22 protein-coding genes are annotated in these 20,630 nt (G+C 73.7%); 11 read left to right on the top strand and 11 right to left on the bottom strand.

Annotation, left to right across the window (positions count from 1 at the left end; genetic code table 11):
* A partial coding sequence (locus tag ACZ5DC_RS39125) for a maltotransferase domain-containing protein (protein ID WP_468661016.1) occupies window positions 1-650 on the bottom strand: 650 nt, incomplete at its 3' end.
* 109 nt (window positions 651-759) lie between these two features.
* Complete coding sequence (locus ACZ5DC_RS39120) at window positions 760-1,059, bottom strand: DUF5133 domain-containing protein (protein ID WP_030641557.1); 300 nt, start codon at window positions 1,057-1,059, stop codon at window positions 760-762.
* A 304-nt stretch (window positions 1,060-1,363) separates the two neighbouring features.
* On the opposite strand from ACZ5DC_RS39120, the gene ACZ5DC_RS39115 reads away from it, so the two are divergent.
* Both ACZ5DC_RS39115 and glgX read left to right on the top strand, forming a co-directional pair.
* A complete protein-coding gene (locus ACZ5DC_RS39115) occupies window positions 1,364-1,876 on the top strand; it encodes a pep a2 (RefSeq protein WP_468661014.1) in 513 nt (170 codons plus the stop codon).
* Window positions 1,873-4,020, top strand: a complete 2,148-nt coding sequence (gene glgX / locus ACZ5DC_RS39110; RefSeq protein ID WP_468661012.1) for a glycogen debranching protein GlgX — start codon at window positions 1,873-1,875, stop codon at window positions 4,018-4,020. The genes ACZ5DC_RS39115 and glgX overlap by 4 nt, the downstream gene beginning before the upstream one ends.
* A 67-nt stretch (window positions 4,021-4,087) precedes the next feature.
* Here glgX and ACZ5DC_RS39105 read toward each other — a convergent pair whose 3' ends face one another.
* Entirely contained in the window at window positions 4,088-4,897 is an 810-nt protein-coding gene (locus ACZ5DC_RS39105; RefSeq protein WP_468661010.1) for a VOC family protein, read from the bottom strand.
* A 128-nt stretch (window positions 4,898-5,025) separates the two neighbouring features.
* Between ACZ5DC_RS39105 and ACZ5DC_RS39100 the strand changes: the two genes are divergently transcribed.
* On the top strand, window positions 5,026-5,340 hold the full coding sequence (locus ACZ5DC_RS39100) for an ANTAR domain-containing protein (protein ID WP_366755090.1): 315 nt from the start codon (window positions 5,026-5,028) through the stop codon (window positions 5,338-5,340).
* A 56-nt stretch (window positions 5,341-5,396) separates the two neighbouring features.
* Here ACZ5DC_RS39100 and ACZ5DC_RS39095 read toward each other — a convergent pair whose 3' ends face one another.
* Complete coding sequence (locus tag ACZ5DC_RS39095; protein WP_468661008.1) at window positions 5,397-6,194, bottom strand: RNA polymerase sigma factor SigF; 798 nt, start codon at window positions 6,192-6,194, stop codon at window positions 5,397-5,399.
* A gap of 251 nt (window positions 6,195-6,445) precedes the next feature.
* Between ACZ5DC_RS39095 and ACZ5DC_RS39090 the strand changes: the two genes are divergently transcribed.
* From ACZ5DC_RS39090 to ACZ5DC_RS39075, 4 genes are all read left to right on the top strand, one after another.
* Window positions 6,446-6,901 carry a MarR family winged helix-turn-helix transcriptional regulator gene (locus tag ACZ5DC_RS39090; protein ID WP_468661006.1) on the top strand — a complete coding sequence of 152 codons (456 nt, stop codon included), beginning with the start codon at window positions 6,446-6,448 and terminating at the stop codon, window positions 6,899-6,901.
* Window positions 6,898-7,869, top strand: a complete 972-nt coding sequence (locus ACZ5DC_RS39085; RefSeq protein WP_468661004.1) for an ABC transporter ATP-binding protein — start codon at window positions 6,898-6,900, stop codon at window positions 7,867-7,869. The genes ACZ5DC_RS39090 and ACZ5DC_RS39085 overlap by 4 nt, the downstream gene beginning before the upstream one ends.
* Window positions 7,829-8,689, top strand: coding sequence for an ABC transporter permease (locus ACZ5DC_RS39080; protein ID WP_468661002.1), 861 nt, complete (start codon window positions 7,829-7,831; stop codon window positions 8,687-8,689). The genes ACZ5DC_RS39085 and ACZ5DC_RS39080 overlap by 41 nt, the downstream gene beginning before the upstream one ends.
* Before the next feature lie 190 nt (window positions 8,690-8,879).
* On the top strand, window positions 8,880-9,404 hold the full coding sequence (locus ACZ5DC_RS39075) for a hypothetical protein (protein ID WP_468661000.1): 525 nt from the start codon (window positions 8,880-8,882) through the stop codon (window positions 9,402-9,404).
* Between the two features lie 30 nt (window positions 9,405-9,434).
* Here ACZ5DC_RS39075 and hemC read toward each other — a convergent pair whose 3' ends face one another.
* From hemC to ACZ5DC_RS39060, 3 genes are all read right to left on the bottom strand, one after another.
* Entirely contained in the window at window positions 9,435-10,370 is a 936-nt protein-coding gene (gene hemC, locus ACZ5DC_RS39070; RefSeq protein WP_468660998.1) for a hydroxymethylbilane synthase, read from the bottom strand.
* 25 nt (window positions 10,371-10,395) lie between these two features.
* Complete coding sequence (locus tag ACZ5DC_RS39065; protein WP_468661020.1) at window positions 10,396-11,376, bottom strand: ATP-dependent DNA ligase; 981 nt, start codon at window positions 11,374-11,376, stop codon at window positions 10,396-10,398.
* Window positions 11,377-11,879: 503 nt separating this feature from the next.
* Entirely contained in the window at window positions 11,880-13,349 is a 1,470-nt protein-coding gene (locus ACZ5DC_RS39060; RefSeq protein ID WP_468660996.1) for an MFS transporter, read from the bottom strand.
* A gap of 239 nt (window positions 13,350-13,588) precedes the next feature.
* On the opposite strand from ACZ5DC_RS39060, the gene ACZ5DC_RS39055 reads away from it, so the two are divergent.
* Window positions 13,589-14,254 (top strand): TetR/AcrR family transcriptional regulator, encoded by a 666-nt coding sequence (locus ACZ5DC_RS39055; protein ID WP_468660994.1) that lies wholly within the window; start codon window positions 13,589-13,591, stop codon window positions 14,252-14,254.
* Window positions 14,255-14,286: 32 nt separating this feature from the next.
* Here the strand turns inward: ACZ5DC_RS39055 and glpK are convergent, their stop codons facing one another.
* A complete protein-coding gene (gene glpK / locus ACZ5DC_RS39050) occupies window positions 14,287-15,801 on the bottom strand; it encodes a glycerol kinase GlpK (RefSeq protein WP_468660992.1) in 1,515 nt (504 codons plus the stop codon).
* Between the two features lie 44 nt (window positions 15,802-15,845).
* The gene (locus ACZ5DC_RS39045) at window positions 15,846-16,613 is read right to left on the bottom strand and encodes an IclR family transcriptional regulator (RefSeq protein WP_366755080.1); all 768 of its coding nucleotides are present in this window, start codon (window positions 16,611-16,613) and stop codon (window positions 15,846-15,848) included.
* A 183-nt stretch (window positions 16,614-16,796) separates the two neighbouring features.
* Between ACZ5DC_RS39045 and ACZ5DC_RS39040 the strand changes: the two genes are divergently transcribed.
* Window positions 16,797-17,219 (top strand): ATP-binding protein, encoded by a 423-nt coding sequence (locus ACZ5DC_RS39040; RefSeq protein WP_468660990.1) that lies wholly within the window; start codon window positions 16,797-16,799, stop codon window positions 17,217-17,219.
* Here ACZ5DC_RS39040 and ACZ5DC_RS39035 read toward each other — a convergent pair.
* Both ACZ5DC_RS39035 and ACZ5DC_RS39030 read right to left on the bottom strand, forming a co-directional pair.
* Window positions 17,194-18,384, bottom strand: coding sequence for a PP2C family protein-serine/threonine phosphatase (locus tag ACZ5DC_RS39035; protein ID WP_468660988.1), 1,191 nt, complete (start codon window positions 18,382-18,384; stop codon window positions 17,194-17,196). The two genes, ACZ5DC_RS39040 and ACZ5DC_RS39035, sit on opposite strands and share 26 nt — an antisense overlap.
* Before the next feature lie 98 nt (window positions 18,385-18,482).
* Complete coding sequence (locus ACZ5DC_RS39030; RefSeq protein WP_468660986.1) at window positions 18,483-19,241, bottom strand: IclR family transcriptional regulator; 759 nt, start codon at window positions 19,239-19,241, stop codon at window positions 18,483-18,485.
* Window positions 19,242-19,780: 539 nt separating this feature from the next.
* Here ACZ5DC_RS39030 and ACZ5DC_RS39025 point away from each other — a divergent pair.
* Window positions 19,781-20,161 carry a DoxX family protein gene (locus tag ACZ5DC_RS39025; RefSeq protein WP_468660984.1) on the top strand — a complete coding sequence of 127 codons (381 nt, stop codon included), beginning with the start codon at window positions 19,781-19,783 and terminating at the stop codon, window positions 20,159-20,161.
* Window positions 20,158-20,625 carry a peroxiredoxin gene (locus tag ACZ5DC_RS39020; protein WP_468660982.1) on the top strand — a complete coding sequence of 156 codons (468 nt, stop codon included), beginning with the start codon at window positions 20,158-20,160 and terminating at the stop codon, window positions 20,623-20,625. The genes ACZ5DC_RS39025 and ACZ5DC_RS39020 overlap by 4 nt, the downstream gene beginning before the upstream one ends.
* The last annotated feature ends 5 nt before the right edge of the window (window positions 20,626-20,630 follow it).

Raw genomic sequence — 20,630 nt, 5'->3', positions numbered from 1 at the left:
GGTTCCTCGGCGGTGCCCTCCGAGCGCGGGAAGAACTCGTACCACGAGCCGTACAGCGCGCGTTCGCGCTCCACCAGCAGCGGCATCGGGTCCGAGGCGGTGACCAGCTCCCGCAGCGGATACCGGGCGAGCACCGACTCCACCTCCGGCGCCAGGGCCGCCTTGAGACGGTCGTGCACCGACAGGGAGTCGTTGCCGAGGGCGTGTGCGGCGGCCAGGACCAGGGCGCGCTCGGGGCCCTTGGGCACTCCGGCGGCGGCCCGCCCGTACAGCTCCGCGCCCTCCTCCAGGACCAGGCCGGTGTCGATCCCGGCCGGCACCTTCACGGACGCGGTGTGCCGCCACGTCGCCAGCGGATGGCTCCAGGCCTCCACCCGGAAGGTCCAACGGCCCGTCGCGTCCGGGGTGATCCGCGCACCCCAGCGGTCGCTGCCCGGGGCGAGTTCCCGCATCGGCGTCCAGGGGCCCCGGCGGCCCTGGGGATCACGCAGGACCACGTTCGCCCCCACGGCCTCGTGCCCCTCGCGGAACACGGTGGCGGTGACCTCGAAGGTCTCCCCGGCCACCGCTTTCGCCGGGCGCCTGCCGCACTCCACGGCCGGCCGGACGTCACGTACCGGGACACGGCCGATGGCCGGGGTCCTGCGCATGTATCTCACCTCCGCCGTGCGCGGAGCCGGGCACCCGGCCCGGCTCCGCGATCCGAAAGTCGGGCCGGCGCGCGCCGGTCCCGAGAGGAACGCCTTGTACGGTGCCAGGTCAGGGGCTTGGCGCCGTGGAACGCCGCTCCGGCGGCGGCGCCCTTCTGGCCGCCCGGCGTGGCTGCGGCCGTCCGTCCTGCTCGCGCAGGTAGGTGACCAGGTTCGTGCGCAGATAGCGCTCGGCGGCGTCCGCGGCCTCGCGGGCGCAGCGTTTGCCCATCAGCACGCACAGCGTGTATCCCGAGTCCTCGAAGGTGGCCCGGACCGTGCGGTCGTGGGGCGAGGCGAGCATCACGCGCTCCCACGCCCGGTAACGCCGCAACTGCCGGGCCACTTCGGCCTTGGCGGGTAGCAGCATGGCCCTCAGCCACCTTCCACGCTCTCGACTGGGCGCGTTCCCGACGGTCGGGTGGCGTCCGCGCAGGGGAAGGCGCGGCACCGTTACGGCGATCGAGGCTTTCACTTATGGTGCACGCGCGACGACGCAGCGTCTTGTTGGAGCTTCAATCATTCGGGGGGCCGGGTGCTCGTGTTGCACGAATGGCGTAGCGGGCGCACCGTGGAGGTGACTCAGAAGCGATCAGCGCTCACGCTATGTGTCCGGGATCCCTCCCGGACGGGGCAAGGGGAGCGAGAGCTTCGCCGGTGAGGAGCAAGCGACGATGAAGACCGCAGTGCCCTGCTACTACCACCTCGACGTGGAAGTCAGCCCGGAGCGGGTGGGACAGGTCAGCCGCATCCTGGCCGCCCACCTCCGCTACTGGGACCTCGAGAACCTCGTGGACCCCGTCCGCCGCGGCGCGGAACTGCTGCTGCGCGCGATCGACCAGCATGCGACGGACAAGCACACCTCGATCGAGATGTGGTGGAACGGCCAGCACCTCATCACCGCCTTCGGTGACGACGACCCGGATCTGCGCCCGGACCTGGACCTGCGGTCCTGCCTCGCGGACATCGCCGCGATGAGCGACGGCTGGGGCTGCTGCGCCTCGGACACCGGCAGCAAGATCATCTGGTTCTCGCAGCGCGCCCGCGCCGGCCAGCGCGTCCCGCTGGTGCCCACCGCTCCCGCGCCGACGCTGCGGGAGGGCCTCGATGTGCCGCGTGAGGAGCCGGTGGCCGTGCTCGCCGCGCCGGCGCCCGCCGGTGACGACGCCCTGGAGGGCAGCCGGTGACCGCCCGGAAGAACCGCGAAGGGGTGCCCGTGTGGAGCGGGCACCCCTACCCGTTGGGTGCCGCGTTCGACGGACAGGGCACCAACTTCGCCCTGTTCAGCGAGGTCGCCGAGCGCGTCGACCTGATCCTCGTCGACGACTCCGGCACCGCCGCCCCCGTCCCGCTGCAAGAGGTCGACGGCTTCGTGTGGCACGCCTACCTGCCCGGCGTCGGACCCGGCCAGCGCTACGGCTACCGGGTGCACGGCCCCTGGCAGCCCTCGCTCGGCCACCGCTGCAACCCGGCCAAGCTGCTGCTCGACCCGTACGCCCGTGCCGTGGACGGCCAGATCGACAACCACGCCTCCCTCTACGAGCGCGCCCCGGACGGGCCCGCCCCGGCCGACAGCGCCGGCCACTCCATGCTGGGCGTGGTCACCGACCCGTTCTTCGACTGGGGCGACGACCGCCCGCCCCGGACGGCGTACGCGGACTCGGTGATCTACGAGACCCATGTGCGCGGCCTGACCATGACCCACCCGGACGTCCCGCAGCGGCTGCGCGGCACCTACGCCGGCCTCGCCCACCCCGCGGTGACCGAGCACCTCACCTCGCTCGGGGTGACCGCCGTCGAGCTGATGCCGGTCCACCAGTTCGTCCAGGACGGCGTGCTCCAGGACCGCGGCCTGTCCAACTACTGGGGCTACAACACCATCGGCTTCTTCGCCCCGCACAACGCCTACGCCGCCTTCGGCACCCGCGGCCAGCAGGTCAACGAGTTCAAGGCCATGGTGAAGGCGCTGCACGCGGCCGGCCTCGAAGTCATCCTCGACGTGGTCTACAACCACACCGCCGAGGGCAACGAACTGGGCCCCACGCTGTCCTTCCGGGGCATCGACAACGCCTCCTACTACCGCCTGGTCGACGGCGACTGGGCGCATTACTACGACACCACCGGCACCGGCAACAGCCTGCTGATGCGGCACCCCTACGTACTCCAGCTGATCATGGACTCGCTGCGGTACTGGGTCACCGAGATGCACGTCGACGGCTTCCGCTTCGACCTCGCGGCCACCCTCGCCCGGCAGTTCCACGAGGTGGACCGGCTCTCGGCGTTCTTCGACCTGATCCAGCAGGACCCGGTGATCAGCCGGGTCAAGCTGATCGCCGAGCCCTGGGACGTCGGCGAGGGCGGCTACCAGGTGGGGAACTTCCCGCCGCTGTGGTCGGAGTGGAACGGCAAGTACCGCGACGCCGTACGGGACTTCTGGCGCGCCGAGCCCGGCTCGCTCGGCGAGTTCGCCTCCCGGCTCACCGGCTCCTCCGACCTCTACCAGCACAGCCGGCGCCGGCCGCGCGCGAGCGTCAACTTCGTCACCGCGCACGACGGTTTCACCCTGCGCGACCTGGTGTCGTACAACGACAAGCACAACGAGGCCAACGGCGAGGACAACCGGGACGGCGAGAGCCACAACCGGTCCTGGAACTGCGGGGCCGAGGGCGACACCGACGACCCGGCAGTGCTCGAACTGCGGGCCCGGCAGCAGCGCAACCTGCTGGCCACGCTGCTGCTCTCGCAGGGCATCCCGATGCTTTGCCACGGCGACGAACTCGGCCGCACCCAGCGGGGCAACAACAACGCCTACTGCCAGGACAACGAGATCTCCTGGATCGACTGGGACCTGACCGACGAGCAGCGCGCCCTCGCCGACTTCACCCGGCGCCTGATCGCGCTGCGCGCCGCCCACCCGGTGCTGCGCCGGCGCCGCTTCTTCCGCGGCGAGACCGCGACCCACGCCAGGCAGCCGCTGCCCGACCTGATGTGGCTGCGGCCCGACGCGCGGGAGATGACCGACCGCGACTGGCAGCGCGGGGACGCGCACACGGTCGGGGTGTTCCTCAACGGGGACGCCATCGCCGAGCGCGACTCCTACGGCCGCCGCATGGTCGACGACTCCTTCCTGCTGTTCGTCAACGGCTACTGGGAGCCGGTCGTCTTCCGCCTGCCCGACGACTCCTTCGGGGAGCGCTGGACCACCCTGATCGACACCGCCGACCCGGAGGGCGTCCCCGACGAACGGGAGCGGAAGGCGGGCACCAAGCTGCGCGTGGAGGCGCGCGGCCTGGTCCTGCTGTCCCGCCCGTCGCGTGCCGCCGGCACGTGAGTGACGGAACCGGCCGACGGCGCCGCACCCGCCCGGGGTGCGGCGCCGTCGGCTCGGAGTGCCGGCCTCAAGGGCTCCGGCGGGACGTCACCGTGAACTGGGCGCCGTCCGGGTCGCGCAGGATCGCCTCCGTCTCCTCCTCGCGCAGGACGCTGCCACCGTGCTTCTCCGCCGTGCGGGCGCAGCCGGACACGTCGGCCACCGCGAAGTGGATCTGCCAGTGCGGTCGCACCGAGGGGTCCGGGGCCGCCTCCACCGCTCCGGAGTCGATGCGCGCCACGATGTCGCCCTGGCTGCGCAGTACCACCTCGCCGCCCTCGTACTGGACCTCGCAGCAGCCCGGCTGCCCGGTCGCCCAGCCCAGGACCTCGCCGTAGAAGATCGCGGCGTCGAAGGCGTCCCGGGTGTGCAGCCGGACGAAGGTCGGGGCCGCCTGCCGCCACGCCTCCCAGTTGGTGACCAGTTCGCCCTGCCAGATACCGAACGTGGCCCCGTCCCGGTCGGCGAGCAGCGCCGCCCGGCCCGGCGGGAAGGACAGCGGCCCGACCGCCGAGGTGCCGCCGCGCTCCCGCACCCGGGACACGGCCACGTCCGCGTCCGCCACGGCGAAGTACGGCGTCCAGGCCACCGCCATCTGCCACATGGAGGCCACGGCGGCGATCCCGGCCACCGGGACCCCGTCCGCCAGGGCGATCCGGAAGTGCTCGCCGAGCTTGGCGCCGCGCCAGCGCCAGCCGAGGACGGCGGCGTAGAAGTCCTGGGTGGTCTTCAGATCGCGGCTGGTCAGGCTCACCCAGCACGGTGCGCCGAAGACGGAGTGGGTGGAGACGACGTCTTTTCTGCGCGTTTCGCCGCCGGTGCGGGTGTCGTGGTTCATGGCAGTCGCGTCCTGCTCTCGGGGCCGGGCGGCCACCGGTCTGACACCAGTGTCCGGCCGGAAGCGGGTGGGCTGCCTGTCGAGTACCCCGGGTGGCGGGGGTACAGGCCCCTGCGCAGGATGGAGGGATGGGAGACATCGAGCCGGACCGGATCGCCGCGCTGCAGGCGGAGGTCGACCAGCTGAAGGAGGCCATGACCTCCCACGCGGTGATCGACCAGGCGATCGGGATGGTCGTGGCCCTCGGCCGGGTGACCCCGGACCAGGGGTGGCAGGTGCTGAAGGAGGTCTCCCAGCACACCAACATCAAGCTGCGCAACATCGCGGAGCTGATCCTGATCTGGGGGCGGCGCGGCGACATCCCGGCCCAGATCAGGGCCGAGCTGGAGGACGCGCTGGACCGGTACGGCCCGACCCAGGTGCCGGGGTCCGAGGGCCAGTAGGCCCACCCGGAGCCGGGAACAGGGGCCCCCGGGCCGGGGAACGGGGGGCCGGGGGATCAGCGGGCGCGGACCTCCGCCAGCAGTTCGTCGCGCAGCCGGTCGAAGCAGCCGCTCAGCAGCCGCGAGACGTGCATCTGCGAGATGCCCAGCTGCTGGGCGATCCGGCTCTGTGTCATACCGCCGAAGAACCGCAGGTAGAGGATGGTGCGTTCGCGCTCGGGCAGCGCCTCCAGGCACGGCTTGACCGCGGCCCGGTCCACGACGAGGTCGAACCCCGGGTCCAGGCCGCCCAGCGAGTCACCCAGGGCGTACCCGTCCGTGCCGGCCACCTCGGCGTCCAGGGACAGCGCGGAGAAGCACTCCAGCGCCTCCATCCCGGTGCGCACCTCGTCCTCGCTGAGCCGCGTGAACGCGGCGATCTCGGCGACGGTGGGCGCCCGGCCCGGCGTGGTCTGCGCCAGCTCCTTGGCGGCGGCGCGGACCCGGTTGCGCAGGTCCTGCACCCGGCGCGGCACGTGCAGGGTCCACATGTGGTCGCGGAAGTGGCGCTTGATCTCCCCGGTGATGGTGGGCACCGCGTACGCCTCGAAGGCCCGGCCGCGGTCCGGATCGTAGTGGTCGACGGCCTTGACCAGGCCCAGCGCGGCCACCTGGTACAGGTCCTCAAGGGCCTCGCCACGGCCGCGGAACCGTACGGCGATCCGCTCGGCCATGGGCAGCCACAGCTGGACGAGCTCGTCCCGCAGCGCCTGGCGCTCGGGACCGTCGGACAGGCCGGCGAGCCGCTCGAAAGCGCCGCTGGTGTCCGGGGCGTCGTCGTGTGGATGGGGTTTCGTGCTGCCAGTGACACGCATCGCGCGCACCTCTCTCAGCAGGTGCTGGATGACAGACACCGTGGGAGGTGCGCTCGGACCATGGAGAGGACACCGGGGCGTCCGGCAAAAGACCGGCTCCCACGGACGTGCCTCCTGTCCGAAGCACTGTCTTGCCCTTTCCCGCTGAGGGGCATCTCAAAACAAATACGGACATATCGGGGGAGTGGGGCGTGGTGCCTTGACCGGTCCTTGGGAGGCGATACCTCTGTAACAGAGGTAATCTCCGAAGCGTGGACGCCGACGCCTTCCCGGAGGAACTGGCCGACGCGCTGGTACGCATCCAGAGGCTGGTACGGCGCCGGCTGCGCGGCGGGCTCACCGGGCCCCGGCTGCGCGGCGCCGAGGTCGAACTGCTGCGGCTGGTCGAGTCCCGGCCCGGCATCGGCGTCTCGGACGCGGCGCGCGAACTGCACCTGGCCGGCAACTCCGTGTCGACCCTGGTCAACCGGCTCGTCCGGGACGGCCATCTGGTCCGCGAGACCGACCCGGCCGACCGGCGTGCCGCCCGGCTGCTGCTGACCGGGGCCGCCGAGCAGCGGCTCGCGGACTGGCGGCGCCGCCGGGCCCAACTGGTCGGCCGGCACGTCTCCCGGCTCGGCGAGGCCGACCGCGAGGCCCTGCGCGCGGCCCTCCCGGCCCTGCGCCAACTGGCCGTCACGCTGCACGAGGAGGCCGAGGAGACATGACGAGCGACATGCCCGACGGATCCGGGACCAGGGACGCCTCCGAGGTCATCGGTGCCTCTGAGGCGGCGGGCTCCTCCGGGGCCGGCGCGTCCCGGGTCCCCGGCGCGCCGGAGAGCCCGAGCGGCGCTGCCTCCACAACCCGGGGCGGCGTCGAAGCCGTGTCCTGCACCGGGCTCGCCCATGCCTTCGGCGAGAACCGTGCCGTCGACGGGCTCGACCTGGCCGTACGGGAGGGCGAGGTCTTCGGGCTGCTGGGGCCCAACGGGGCCGGCAAGACCACCGCCATCCGGTGCATCACCACCCTGCTGCCCGTCCCCGCCGGCATGGTCCGCGTCTTCGGGCACGACGCCGCCAAGGAGCGGATGGCGGTGCGCCGGCTGCTCGGCTACGTCCCGCAGCAGCTGTCCGCCGACAGCGGGCTCACCGGCCGGGAGAACGTCGCCCTGTTCGCCCGGGTCTTCGACGTGCCGCGCCGCGAGCGCGCGGCGCGTGTCGCCCAGGCCCTCGCCGCCGTCGGCCTCGCCGACGCCGCCGACCGGCTGGCCGGCACCTACTCCGGTGGCATGGTCCGCCGCCTGGAACTCGCCCAGGCCCTGGTCAGCGCACCCCGGCTGCTCATCCTGGACGAGCCGACGATCGGCCTGGACCCGATCGCCCGCACCGGCGTCTGGGAGCACATCAACGCCGTACGCGCCGCCACCGGCATGACCGTCCTGGTCACCACCCACTACATGGACGAGGCCGACCAGTACTGCGACCGGGTCGGCCTCATGCACCGCGGCCGGGTCCGCGCCCTCGGCACCCCGGCGGCCCTGCGCCGCGGCCTCGCCGAGCGGCAGGGCGCCGACCGCCTGCCCACCCTGGAGGACGTCTTCCGCGACGTCGCCGGCAGCGGCCTCGAAGACCACCCCGCTGGAGGTTTCCGCGATGTCCGAAGCACCCGCCGCACCGCGCACCGCGTCGGCTGACGGCACTCCCGGAGACGGCACCGCCCTGCTGCTCACCCCGCCCGTACCGCGCGCGGGCTGGCGCGTCCTGCCCGCCCGGGTGGCCGCCCTGTGCGCCGTCGAGCTCCAGAAGCTGCGCCACGACCGCACCGAGCTGTACACCCGCGCCGTCCAGCCCGCCCTGTGGCTGCTGATCTTCGGCCAGACCTTCACCCGGATCCGGGCGATACCCACCGGCGGGGTCCCGTACCTCGACTACCTGGCACCCGGCATCATCGCCCAGTCGGCCATGTTCATCGCGATCTTCTACGGCATCCAGATCATCTGGGAGCGGGACGCGGGCATCCTGAACAAGCTGCTCGTCACCCCGACCCCGCGCTCGGCCCTGATCACCGGCAAGGCCTTCGCGGCCGGGGTGAAGTCCCTGGTCCAGGCGGTCGTCGTGATCGTGATCGCCGCACTGCTCGGCGTCGCCCTCACCTGGAACCCGCTCCGGCTGCTCGGCGTCGCCCTCGCGGTGGTCCTCGCCTCCGTGTTCTTCTCCTGCCTGTCGATGACCATCGCGGGCATCGTGCTCAGCCGCGACCGGCTGATGGGCTTCGGGCAGGCGATCACGATGCCGCTGTTCTTCGGCTCCAACGCCCTCTATCCCGTGTCGGTGATGCCGGGCTGGCTGCAGGCGGTCAGCAAGGTCAACCCGCTGAGCTATCAAGTGGACGCCCTGCGGGGCCTGCTGCTCGGTACGCCTGCGCATCTCGCCGCCGACTTCGGGGTGCTGGCGGTGGCCGCGGCGGCCGGCATCACCGCGGCCTCCGCGCTGCTCGGCCGGCTGGCCCGTTGATCTTGCCGCGGACGTGATGTGCGGCACGCGCGCGTACCCGGCCGCGAGAGGTTGGACACGGATTCTTCCTGCGCAGCGCTTGATCACCGATCAAAGCGGGTGAATCCCCTGGCCACGGCGCATTCCGCTCATTTGACAGTGCGCTGAGCGCACAGATAGACAGCACCTCTCGAAGGTCGAGAGGGGCACTGTGTACGAGCCGAACGTGGTCGGGGACTGGCAGGAGTACGAGGAGCATGCCGGTCTGCGGGTCCGCGTCCACCGTCTGGAGCAGGCCGAACCGCCGCGCGGACGGGACGACGCCGCCGCCGGGCTGACGTACTTCAGCGTCCGGGTGACCGTGGAGAACCGCGGCGCGCGGCACTACGGCATCCATCTGGAGGACGGCCAGATCGACGTCCGTGTCGGCCAGGACGGCGAGGGCGCCTTCATCGACTGGCGCAACTCCCAGTTCATCGAGGGCTTCGACGTCTACCCGCTGCGCCGGGCCACCGCCGTCGTCTACGCCGCCGCGCCCGAGGCCGCCCTCACGCACGTGGACGTCCAGGTCCAGCTGCGGGTGGACGACGAGTGGACCGACCGCCGGCTGTGGGCGGGCGGCATCGGCGTCGGGGAACCGGCCGCGCCGGCCGCGCCCGGCGGCACCGGCCAGGGCAGCCTGGCCCACCAGGTCAGCGCGTTCCTGAAGGACCAGGCCGAGCCCGGTTCCGCCTGACGGACGCCCGCGCGGGGCGTCGTACGGCGCTCAGTGCGGAATGCCGTCGATGATCTCGCGCGCGCCCTGCCGCAGCAGCGCCACCGCGACCGAGGTGCCGAGCGTGGCCGGATCGAGCCGGCCCGCCCACTCGTGGGCGTTCAGCCGGGTCTTGCCGTCCGGGGTGAAGACACAGGCCCGCAGGGAGAGTTCGCCGCTGCGGTCCACCCGCGCGTACCCGGCGATGGGGCTGTTGCAGTGTCCCTGCAGCACGTGCAGGAACATCCGCTCCGCCGTCGCCTCCCGGTGGGTGTCCTGGTCGCTGAGCCCGCTGACCGCGTCGATCAGCTCGCTGTCGTCCTCCCGGCACTGCAACGCGAGGATGCCCGCGCCGATCGGCGGCATCATCGCCTCCGGGGACAGCACCTCGCTGATCACGTCCGTCCGGCCGATGCGCTCCAGGCCGGACACCGCCAGCAGCAGCGCGTCCGCCTCACCGGCGGCCAGCTTCTCCAGCCTGCGGTTGGCGTTGCCCCGGAAGGGCACGCACTTCAGGTGCGGGTGGGTGGCGGCCAGCTGGGCGATGCGGCGCACCGCGGAGGTGCCGATCCGGGTGCCGTCCGGAAGCTCGTCCAGGGTGAGCCCGTCCGGGTGCACCAGCGCGTCCCGGATGTCGTCCCGCTTCAGGAACGCGGCGAACACCGTCCCGGCCGGCAGCGGCCGGTCGGCGGGCACGTCCTTGACGCAGTGCACGGCGAGATCCGCCTCCCCGGCCAGCAGGGCGGCGTCCACCTCCTTGGTGAACGCCCCCTTGCCCTCGACCTGGGAGAGATCGCCGAGCCACTTGTCGCCGGTGGTCTTCACCGGGACGACCTCGGTGCGCACGCCCGGACGCAGGACCGCCAACTCGGCGCGGACCCGTTCGACTTGGGCCAGGGCCATGGGCGAGTCGCGGGAGACGATTCGGATCAGTTCGGGAACCGGCATGCGGGACACGATAGACCCACCGGCCTCAACCGGACTCCCCGGGCAGGTCCGCCGCCGACTCCTCCGGGGCGAGATCCGGACGCAGCCGCAGCCAGGAGGGCTGGCGCAGCATGCCGTGCCGGGTGCGGGTGCTGTAGCCGACCTCGCCCACCAGCCGGGGCAGCACCCAGCGGGCGCCGGGGACACGCGGCACGGGGTCGAAGGGGCACCGGTCGCTCGCCGTGTCCCGCAGCAGGTCCGCCAGCCGGGCGCGCTCGGCCTCGCTCCACCCGGTGCCCACCCCGCCGACGTACCGCAGCCGGCCCTCCGGGTCGCGCTGGCCGACCAGCACCGCGCCGGGCAGCCCCGTCAGCCGCCCCTTTCCGGGCAGCCAGCCGCCGACGATCACGTCCTCGGCCCGCATGTTCCGGATCTTGATCCAGGCGCGGGAGCGCACGCCGGGCTCGTACACCGAGTCCAGCCGCTTGCACACCAGGCCCTCCAGGCCGTGTTCCCTGGTCACCGCGAGCGCCTCGGCGCCGTGCCCGGTCACCGCCCCGGGCGTCGACCAGTACGGGCCCGCCAGCCCCAGCTCCTCCAGCCGCGCCCGCCGCCGGCGGTACGGCAGCCGTACGAGAGGCTCCGCCAGATAGGGCACGTCGAACAGCACCAGGTGCACCGGGACCTGTGCGGCCCGGCGCGCCGCCCGCGCGGGGGCGTGCGCGAGGCCCATCCGGCTCTGGAGGAGCTGGAAGTCGGCCCGGCCCCGCTCGTCCAGGGCCAGCACCTCGCCGTCCAGCACGGCGGCGGTGGTGCCCAGCGCCCCGCCGAGCGGCCGGAGCTCCGGGTAGGCGCCGGTGATGTCCTCGCCCGAGCGGGCGCGCAGCAGCACGCTGCCGTCGCCGGGCAGATACGCCATCACCCGCTGTCCGTCCTGCTTGGTCTCGTACGCCCACCGCGCGTCCTGCGCGGCGGGCGGCAGGCTGCCGGGTGTCGCGAGCATGGGCGGAATCAGCGGCAGGGTCACGGCGGTCACGGCAGAGATCTCGACCGCCCCCGGCCGCCTCACGCGCCTTTCCCACCGGGTTCCCCTGAACGGTCCCGCCGCCCGGGCTGCGCGGGGAGCGGCACAGGGGTGGGGCCGGTGCGGGGAGGTGAAGAGGGCGCGGAGTCCGGGCGGGGCTCGGTGCGGGGCGGCAGACGGCGTGGTGGCCGGGCTCGCGGGGGTCCGACGTCGGGCGGGCGGTTACGGGGTGCCGGGCGGGCGCGGTACCGGCTGCCGGTGTCGCCCGGGGCGTAGTCCGCCATGCGCCGCCGGGCCGGGCCGAGCCGGTGTGCCGTACCGGCGGGACTCGTCGCTCGCCTTTCCTCGCGGTGCGGCGGGTGGGCGGGTGTGGCACCGGGCCGGCCGGTCCGCTGGGAGGAGCCGGCCGGGGCCGATCGGGACGGGTTTGCCCCGCCGGCCGCCGCCGGTCCGCTCACCGGTGCGCGGCACCCCGCGCACCGGTGAGCCCGCACCGCCGTGCCCGCTCAGGACACCCGTTCGGTCGTCGGTTCCGGGGCCGGGGCCGGGGCCGGGGTGCCGGGGCGGTGGCGGGGGAGGAAGGAGGCGAGGACGAAGGCGAGGGCCGCCGCGCCCGCGCCGAGCGCCATGACCGCCTTGAAGCCGTTCTCGGACGGCAGCGCGTGACCGCCGAGGCTGATCGTCAGCTGGGCCAGGATCACGCCCGCGACCGCGCTGGCCACCGACGTGCCGATGGACCGCATCAGCGTGTTGAGGCTGTTCGCGGCGGCGGTCTCCGACGCCGGGACCGCGCCCATGATCAGCGCGGGCATGGCGCCGTAGGCGAAGCCGACGCCCGCGCCGATGACGCAGGAGACCAGGACCAGGTGCCAGACCTCGCTCATCAGCACGATGTTCAGCACGTACCCGGCGGCGACGACGACCGCTCCGATCATGAGCGTGATCTTCGGCCCCCGGGACTTCGTGATCATGGCGGAGACCGGCGCCATGGCCATCATCACCAGTCCCTGCGGCGCCATCACCAGGCCGACGGTGAGCATCGACCTGCCGAGGCCGTACCCGGTCTGGGTCGGCAGCTGGAGGAGCTGCGGCAGCACCAGGGACATCGCGAACATCGAGAAGCCGAACGCGATGGAGGCCAGGTTGGTGAACAGCACCTGACGGCGGGCGGTGGTGCGCAGGTCGACCAGCGGCTGCGCGGTGCGCAGCTCGAACAGGCCCCAGCCCAGCAGGACGACGACGGCGAGCGCGAACAGACCCAGGGTGGTGCCGCTGGTCCAGCCCCAGTCGGCGCCCTTGGAGACGGCCAGCAGCAGGGAGACCAGACCGACGGCCATGCCCAGCGCGCCGGCCACGTCGAAGCGCCCGCCCGTGCGCACGCTGGACTCCGGCACCAGGCTCAGTACGCACACGAACGCGACGACGCCGAGGCTCCCGGAGGTCCAGAACAGCACGTGCCAGTCGAAGTGGTCGGCGATGAAGGCCGCGGCGGGCAGCCCGAGCGCGCCGCCGACGCCCAGCGAGGCGCTCATCAGCGCGGTCGAGCCGGCCAGCTTCTCCGGCGGCAGCTCGTCGCGCATGATGCTGATGCCCAGCGGCACCACGGCGGCGGCGAGCCCCTGGAGCGTACGGCCGACGATCATCGGGACGAGCGCGTCGCTGAGCGCGCACACCACCGAGCCGGCCACCAGCAGCACCAGGCTGGCCATCAGCAGGAGCCGCTTGCCGAACATGTCGCCGAGCCGGCCGGCCACCGGGGTGGCGACGGCGGCGGCCAGCAGTGTGGCCGTGACCGCCCAGGCGGCGTCGGACGCCGAGGCGTGCAGATAGCCGGGCAGCTCCGGGACGATCGGGATCACCAGGGTCTGCATCAGCGACACGGTGATGCCGGCCAGGGCCAGCACCGCGACCACGGCGCCCGGCCGGGCCGGAGCGGAGCGGCCGGCCTCGGCGGGCCGGGCGGGGGCGTCGGACATGGGAGAACCTTCCGGGACGAGGCAGGGCACGGGAGCCGGACGGGTGACCGGCTGCTTTTAAGTCAACTGCTTGACTTACTGTAGCGGTACGGAGCAGCGGCACGCGGGGGCCTGTCCCCGCCGGAGCGGGCGGGACCGTAGGCTGCCCTGGCTGGACCTCGCCGCCCCGGTCGAGGACCTGGGACGGAGCGCGGGACGGGCCGGCCCAGGCGGTCGGCAGTCCCGGAGCGGTGGTGAGCATGGCGCGCAGGACGGCGCGGGCCGAGCAGGTGAGCGCGACCCGGGAGGCGATCCTGACCGCGGCGGAGCGGCTGTTCGCCGAGCACGGCGTGTACGCCGTCTCCAACCGCCAGGTCAGCGAGGCCGCGGGGCAGGGCAACAACGCCGCGGTCGGCTACCACTTCGGCACCAAGGCCGACCTGGTCCGCGCGGTCGCCCGGCGGCACGCCGAGCACATCGAGACCCTGCGGGAGCGGGCGCTGGCGGCGGCCGGTGACTCCACGGACGTACGCGACTGGGTCGACTGCCTGGTCCGGCCGGTGACCGGGCACCTGGCGAGCCTCGGCAGCCCCACCTGGTACGCCCGGTTCTGCGCCCAGGCCATGACCGACCCGGCCCTGCACGAGATCATGGTCGAGGAGTCCCTGGCCTCACCGGCGCTGCGCGAGGCGGTCGAGGGCCTGAACCGCACCCTGCCGGAGCTGCCGCCCGAGGTGCGCGCCGAACGCGGCCAGATGGTCCGGCTGCTGATCCTGCACACCTGCGCCGAGCGGGAGCGGGCCCTGGCGGAGGGCACCCCGACCCCGCGCGCCACCTGGGACGAGGTGGCCACGGGCCTCGCGGACGCGATCGTGGGCCTGTGGCTGGCCCCCGTGGGCACCGCCCGCCGGGCCGCGGGCGGCTGAACCGGGCGGCGGGCCGGGCCCACCGCCCGGGGTCAGGAGGACCGCGGCGGTCCGACCCAGCCCAGCGAGCGTTCGACGGCCCGCTGCCAGTTGTCGTACTCCTCCTCCCGCCGCGCGGGGTCCATGGCGGGCAGCCACTGGCCGGCCTTGTGCCAGTTGCGGCGCAGCACCTCCAGGTCGGACCAGTAGCCGGCGGCGAGCCCGGCCGCGTAGGCGGCGCCGAGGGAGACCGTCTCGGCGACCATCGGCCGGACCACCGGCACGTCGAGCACGTCGGCCACGAACTGCATGAGCAGGTTGTCCGAGGTCATGCCCCCGTCCACCTTGAGCTGCCGGAGGGCGACCGAGGAGTCGGCGTTCATGGCGTCGACGACCTCCCGGGTCTGCCACCCGGTCGCCTCCAGGACGGCCCGCGCCAGGTGCCCCTTGGTGATGTACGAGGTGAGCCCGACGATGACCCCCCGCGCGTCGCTGCGCCAGCGCGGCGCGAACAGGCCCGAGAAGGCGGGCACGATGTAGCAGCCGCCGTTGTCCTCGACCGTCCGGGCCAGGGTCTCGATCTCCGGCGCGCTGCTGATCAGCCCCAGGCGGTCACGGAACCACTGGACGAGCGCGCCGGTGACGGCGATCGACCCTTCCAGGGCGTAGGCCGGCTGCTGGTCGCCGATCTTGTAGGCGACTGTCGTGAGGAGTCCGTGCCGGGACCGCACCAGGTCGGCCCCGGTGTTGAGCAGCAGGAAGCTGCCCGTTCCGTAGGTGCACTTGGCCTCGCCCGGGGAGAAGCAGGTCTGGCCGAACAGAGCGGCCTGCTGGTCGCCGAGCGCGGCCGTGATGGAGACGCCCGGCAGCAGCGCGCGGGCCTCGCCGTACGGCTCCGCGGACGGCCTGATCTCGGGCAGCATCGAGCGGGGCACCCCGAAGAAGGCCAGCAGCTCGTCGTCCCAGACGAGTTTGCGGATGTTCATCAGCATCGTGCGGCTGGCGTTGGTGGCGTCCGTGATGTGCAGACCGCCGTCGGGTCCGCCGGTGAGGTTCCAGACCAGCCAGCTCTCCATCGTGCCGAACAGCACCTCGCCGTCCCGGGCGCGCTGCTCGACCCCCTTGACGTGGTCGAACAGCCACCGGACGCGCAGCGCGGAGAAGTAGGTCGACGGCGGCAGGCCGCACCGGTCGAGGAAGAACGCCTCCCCGGGGTCTTCCGCGAGGGCGTCGACGAGGGGGGCCGTACGGGTGTCCTGCCAGACGAGCGCCCGGCCGACCGGCGCGCCGGTCCGCCGGTCCCAGAGCACCGTCGTCTCCCGCTGGTTGGCCAGGCCGATCGCCGCGATCTGCCCCTGGTCCACACCGGCGTCCGCCAGGGCCTCGGGCACCACGCGCCGCAGGTTCTGCCAGATCTCGACGGCGTCGTGCTCGACCCATCCGGGCCTCGGGAAGTGCTGCTGGTGCTCCTTCTGCGCGACCGAGACCAGCCGCCCACGGTGGTCGAACAGGATGCAGCGGGTCGAGTTGGTGCCCTGATCGATGGACATTACGTACCGTTCAGCCATGATCGGGTCTGCCTTCCGGGGGATCGAGGGGCGGCTGTCCTGGCCTACCAGCGGGTGGCTCCGAGATCCCTGGAGACCGCCCGCGCGGCTTCCCGGATCAGACTGACCAGATGCGGGCGGGGCCGGCCCTGGCTGTCGCAGATCCGCTCGAGTGGCCCGGACAGCCCGATGGCGCCGACGACGAGCCCGCCGTGCCCCCGGATCGGCGCCGAGAGCCCCGCCTCGCCCATGCTCATCTCCTGGATCTCGGCGGCCCAGCCGAGCTCCCTGACCTCGGCGAGCGCCCGGGCGAGCCGCTCGGGGTCGACCAGCGTGTGCCGGGTGTACGCCTCCAGCCCCGGCGGCCGGACCGGTTCGACGGTCGCCGTCCCGAAGGCCAGCAGGACCTTGCCGAGCGAGGAGGCGTGCAGGGGCAGCAGCGCGCCCACGTCCAGGGTCTGGAAGGTGTCGTCCGGCCGGAACACGTGGTGGACGATGAGGACGCTGCCCTCCAGCGGGGTGCCGAGGCGCACCGCCTCCCCGCTGCGGGCGGCCAGGGCGTCGGCCCAGTTGAGGGAGCGCGAGCGCAGCTCGTTGACGTCCAGGTAGCTGGTGCCGAGGTGCAGCAGGGCGGCCCCCAGCTGGTACTTCCCGGTGGTCGCGTCCTGCTCCACGAAGTCCACGTGCTGGAGCGTGCGCAGGATGCCGTGGGCGGTGCCCTTCGCCAGCCCGAGCGACGCCGCCACCTCGCCGAGACCGAGTCGGCGGGGGCCACCGGCGAGCAGGCGCAGGATCGCCGCCGCCCTTTCGATCGACTGGACTGGGCCGGCCATGAGGCGAGCCTATTACCGCTGCGGACGCTTCGCCGCGCGGACGAGACACGGGTCCCGGGACCGCTCGTTCGGTAATGCCGACCGCTGTTCATTGACCAGCCCGATTTGTCTCCATAGTTTGCATGGAAGCCCGGAAAGGCGTCGACTCACGCGCCCGGCCGGCACACACCATCAGGAGAGAACATGGCGGCACAGCTCAACACGCTGCTACGGGCGGCGGCACACGAACACGTGTGGCCGGTGCCGCCCGTCCCCGGCGCCGTCTCGGCCGTGCGCCGGGGTGCGGCGGCGGCCCTCGCCGACTGGGACGTGTCCGCGGAGATCGCCGAGGACGCGCTGCTCGTGGTGTCGGAGCTGGTCACCAACGCGATCCTGCACGCCAGCCCCCCGGCCGAGCTGCGGCTGTCCTGGGAGGCGGGCGATGGCGGCGGCACGCTGCGCGTGGAGGTCACCGACGCGGGACCCGTGCGTCCGGCGGGGCAGCCGCTCGGCTGGCTCGACCCGGACGAACACGGCCGGGGCGAGGCGATCGTGCACGCCCTGGCGACACGTCACGGTATACGGGTCCGTCGTGCCGGGGTCACCCGCTGGGCGGAACTCGTCTGAGGCGTCCTCCCGGCGCCGCCCGCGGTGCGGACGGCGCGGAGACCGGTTCCCGCGCGGCCGTCCTGCGCAGCAGCAGGAGGGCCGCGTCGTCGTGCAGCCGCCCGCCCACGTGGGCCAGCAGATCGCCGTGGAGCCCGGTGAGCGTGCGGGCCGGCTCGTCGGACAGATGCCGGGTCACGCCCTCGGCCAGTGGATAGAACGCGCCCGCGCCGTCGCGGGCCTCGGTGACCCCGTCGGTGTAGAGCAACAGCTGGTCGCCCGCCGTGAAGGGCAGCCGCTGGAGGCGGGGCTCCTCGCCCGACAGGGCGCGCAGCCCCAGGGGCGGCGTGGGGTGGGCGGGCTCCACCGCCCGCGCCTGCGCGGCGGCCGGTATCAGCAGGGGAGGCGCGTGCCCGCAGTTCACCACCTCCAGGTGCCCCGCTGAGGGGCAGCCGACGACCACGGCGGTGACGAAGTCGTCGGGGCCGAGGTTGCGCGCCAGGCTCCGCTCGATCCGGTTCACGACGGCGAGCAGGTCGGGCTCGTCGTGGGCGGCCTCGCGGAACACCCCGAGCACCAGCGCGGCGGTCCCCACGGCGGGCAGCCCCTTGCCGCGCACGTCGCCGACGATCACCCGGACACCGTGCGGGGTGGGCACCACGGCGTAGAGGTCTCCGCCGATCCGGGCCTCCGCCGCGGCGGCGCTGTACCGGACGGCCACCTGGAACGGGCCCACGGTCCCGGGCACGGGCTGGAGCACCGCCTGCTGGGTGGCCTCGGCGACCGAGCGCACGTCCGCCAGGACCCGTTCCCGGCGACCGCGCAGCGCCCCTGCCAGGCCGCTCGCCGCGGTGACGGCCACCAGGGCGGACAGGACGGCCGCGAGCTCGTGTCCGGGAACCCCGTGCGCCAGGGCCAGCGCCGTGCCCGTCGCCGCGGCGAGGAGACCGGCGCAGAGCACGCCGTGCGGGCCGTTGACGGTGGCGGCCAGGGCCGGTCCGGCGGCCAGCAGCGGCAGCCAGGCCGTACCCGTGCCCCCGGCGGCGCCGACGAGCATGACGAGCGCGGCGACCAGGGCCGGCAGCCCGTGCGCGACCGCGGCCGGCAGCCCGCCGGCACGCCGGCGGACCGCTCCCCGGTCACCGGCCGCCCGGCTCCCGCACAGCCGGCGTAGGGCTTGGCGCATGTCTCGTCCGCGGTCCTCGCCTGTAGGGGGTGCACACCCGGAATGTCCGTTTCGTCCAGCAAACGGGATGGGAGGGTGCGGCCACAAGGAGGGGATTTTCAGATAGTGAGCGAGAGGCCCCTGGTCACCCGGCCGGCGATCGGCAGGAGCCGGGCCCCGATCTCCCGGAGCCGGTCCTGCCGTTCCACCGGCAGGGAGACGCCGAGTGAGCCGAGGGTGGTGCCGCGATAGACGGGTACGGCGACGCAGACGGTGCCGAGCGCGTACTCCTCCAGATCGGTCACGGCCGGTGCCATCGGGGGCGACTCGATCCTGCGGAGCAGCTCCGCGAGGCTCGTGACCGTGCGGGGCGTGAGGTCGGCGAGGTGGTGCCTGGACAGGTAGTCGCGGCGGGCCTCCTCGTCCAGCTCGCGCAGTACGGACTTGCCCAGCGCGGTGGCGTGTCCGGCGTCCTCGAACCCCACCCAGAGATCCACCCGGGGCACACGGGGACCGTCGACGATCTCGGCGACCCTGATCTCGCCGTCCTCGTAGAACGTGAGGTAGGCGGGTGTGGACAGCTCGTCCCGCAGGGCCGCCAGCGCCGGGCGCACGCGGCTGAGCAGCGACTGGGCGCCGCCCGCCGCGTAGAGCGAGTTCAGCCGGTCGCCGAGGACGAACCCGCCGTCGTCCAGTTTCCGCACGTATCCGTCGTGCACCAGGGTGCGCAGCAGGTGGTACGCGGTGGCCAGGGGGAGCCCCGTCTCGCGCGCCAGCTGCTTCGCGGGCGCGCCGTTCTCGTGCGCGCTCACCGCCTCCAGCAGCCGGAAGGCCCGCTGTACGGAGCCGATCAGGGTGGGACCGTCCTGAGCACCCATAGCTACCAGGCTGCCCCGGGCGCCTGATCCGGGCAAGGCCGGGGCCAGGGGGACCGCCGCCCGTCTGCCGGCGTGTTCCTCGACGACGCCCGAACGGTGATCCACGCGACCGTCCCCGTCCGCTCCACCCCGGAACCGCGCCACCACCGTCGGCCGGACCTCCCGCATGGGCCGATACGGCGCCGTCTTCGGCCCCTGGCTCGACGGGCAGCCGCTCGCCACGGGCAACGGCGAGAGGGGCTCCACGGTCTTCGCCCCGGCCGGGGTGCCGTCCCCGGTGTTCCTCCGGCCTCGCCGCCCCGCGCCCGGGGCGGCGAGGCCGGACGGAAGCTGGTCACCGCCGGCTGACGCTTCCCCGCGCCCGGCACCGCCCCGCGTCCACAGGCGCGGCGCCGGACGCACGTCACCCCGTACGCGCAGGCCGGCCCGTCTGGTCCTCGGCGTCCGCCCGGCACCCCTCCGTGTCCGTCCGCCGGGAACGGCCACCCCCGCGCCTACCGTCCAGTAATATCCGGCGGCAGGACACCTGAGGAGGTACCGTGCCCCGGTCCCCACGCTCACCCCTGCTGCTCGCCGGTCTGCTGGCGACCGCCGGAGTGGCCCATTTCGCCGTTCCGCGGCAGTTCGACGCGATCGTGCCCCGTGCGCTGCCGGGCCCGCCCCGGGCCTGGACGTACGGGAGCGGGGCCGTCGAGCTGGCCCTCGCGGCCGGGGTCGCGGCGCCCCGCACCCGCGCGCTCGCCGGGAAGGCGGCGGCCGCCTTCTTCGTCGGCGTGTTCCCGGCCCACGTCCAGATGGCCGTCGACTGGCGCGACCGGCCCGCGGCGCTCAGGGCGGCTGCCCTCGCCCGGCTGCCCCTCCAGGTGCCGCTGGTGCTGTGGGCGCGCGGGGTCGCCCGGGACGGGGAGGGGCGCTCATGACCGGCCGCGTCGAGACCGGTGCCGAGGCCGAGGACTTCGCCCTGCCGGACGAGACCGGCACCACCCGCCGGCTCAGCGAGCTGCTGGCGGCCGGACCGGTCGTCCTCTTCTTCTACCCCGCCGCCCTCACCCCCGCCTGCACCGCCGAGGCCTGCCACTTCCGCGACCTCGCCGCCGAGTTCGCCGCCGTCGGCGCCCAGGCCGTCGGGATCAGCGGGGACACCGTCGACAAACAGCGGGAGTTCACCGGCCGGCACGGTCTCGGCATGCCGTTGCTCTCCGACGCCGACGGCACGGTGCGCGAGCGGTTCGGCGTGCGACGCGGCTTCTCCCTGGCGCCGACCAAGCGGGTCACCTTCGTGATCGCCCAGGACCGTACCGTCCTGGAGGTCATCCGCAGCGAACTGCGCATGAGCACTCACGCCGACCGGGCCCTCGCCGCCCTCCGCGCCCACCGCGGCTGAAGCGG

This window comes from Streptomyces sp. NPDC031445, from assembly GCF_055581365.1.
Note: the sequence above shows the minus strand (reverse complement) of the source record. Positions and strands in the feature narration are given on the sequence as shown.

Coding starts and splice junctions, on each gene's coding strand:
- ACZ5DC_RS39120 (WP_030641557.1), bottom strand. CDS start 1,059: ATGCTGCTACCCGCCAAGGCCGAAGTGGCCCGGCAGTTGCGGCGTTAC.
- ACZ5DC_RS39115 (WP_468661014.1), top strand. CDS start 1,364: ATGAAGACCGCAGTGCCCTGCTACTACCACCTCGACGTGGAAGTCAGC.
- ACZ5DC_RS39105 (WP_468661010.1), bottom strand. CDS start 4,897: ATGAACCACGACACCCGCACCGGCGGCGAAACGCGCAGAAAAGACGTC.
- ACZ5DC_RS39100 (WP_366755090.1), top strand. CDS start 5,026: ATGGGAGACATCGAGCCGGACCGGATCGCCGCGCTGCAGGCGGAGGTC.
- ACZ5DC_RS39095 (WP_468661008.1), bottom strand. CDS start 6,194: ATGCGTGTCACTGGCAGCACGAAACCCCATCCACACGACGACGCCCCG.
- ACZ5DC_RS39085 (WP_468661004.1), top strand. CDS start 6,898: ATGACGAGCGACATGCCCGACGGATCCGGGACCAGGGACGCCTCCGAG.
- ACZ5DC_RS39080 (WP_468661002.1), top strand. CDS start 7,829: ATGTCCGAAGCACCCGCCGCACCGCGCACCGCGTCGGCTGACGGCACT.
- hemC (WP_468660998.1), bottom strand. CDS start 10,370: ATGCCGGTTCCCGAACTGATCCGAATCGTCTCCCGCGACTCGCCCATG.
- ACZ5DC_RS39060 (WP_468660996.1), bottom strand. CDS start 13,349: ATGTCCGACGCCCCCGCCCGGCCCGCCGAGGCCGGCCGCTCCGCTCCG.
- ACZ5DC_RS39055 (WP_468660994.1), top strand. CDS start 13,589: ATGGCGCGCAGGACGGCGCGGGCCGAGCAGGTGAGCGCGACCCGGGAG.
- glpK (WP_468660992.1), bottom strand. CDS start 15,801: ATGGCTGAACGGTACGTAATGTCCATCGATCAGGGCACCAACTCGACC.
- ACZ5DC_RS39045 (WP_366755080.1), bottom strand. CDS start 16,613: ATGGCCGGCCCAGTCCAGTCGATCGAAAGGGCGGCGGCGATCCTGCGC.
- ACZ5DC_RS39040 (WP_468660990.1), top strand. CDS start 16,797: ATGGCGGCACAGCTCAACACGCTGCTACGGGCGGCGGCACACGAACAC.
- ACZ5DC_RS39035 (WP_468660988.1), bottom strand. CDS start 18,384: ATGCGCCAAGCCCTACGCCGGCTGTGCGGGAGCCGGGCGGCCGGTGAC.
- ACZ5DC_RS39030 (WP_468660986.1), bottom strand. CDS start 19,241: ATGGGTGCTCAGGACGGTCCCACCCTGATCGGCTCCGTACAGCGGGCC.
- ACZ5DC_RS39020 (WP_468660982.1), top strand. CDS start 20,158: ATGACCGGCCGCGTCGAGACCGGTGCCGAGGCCGAGGACTTCGCCCTG.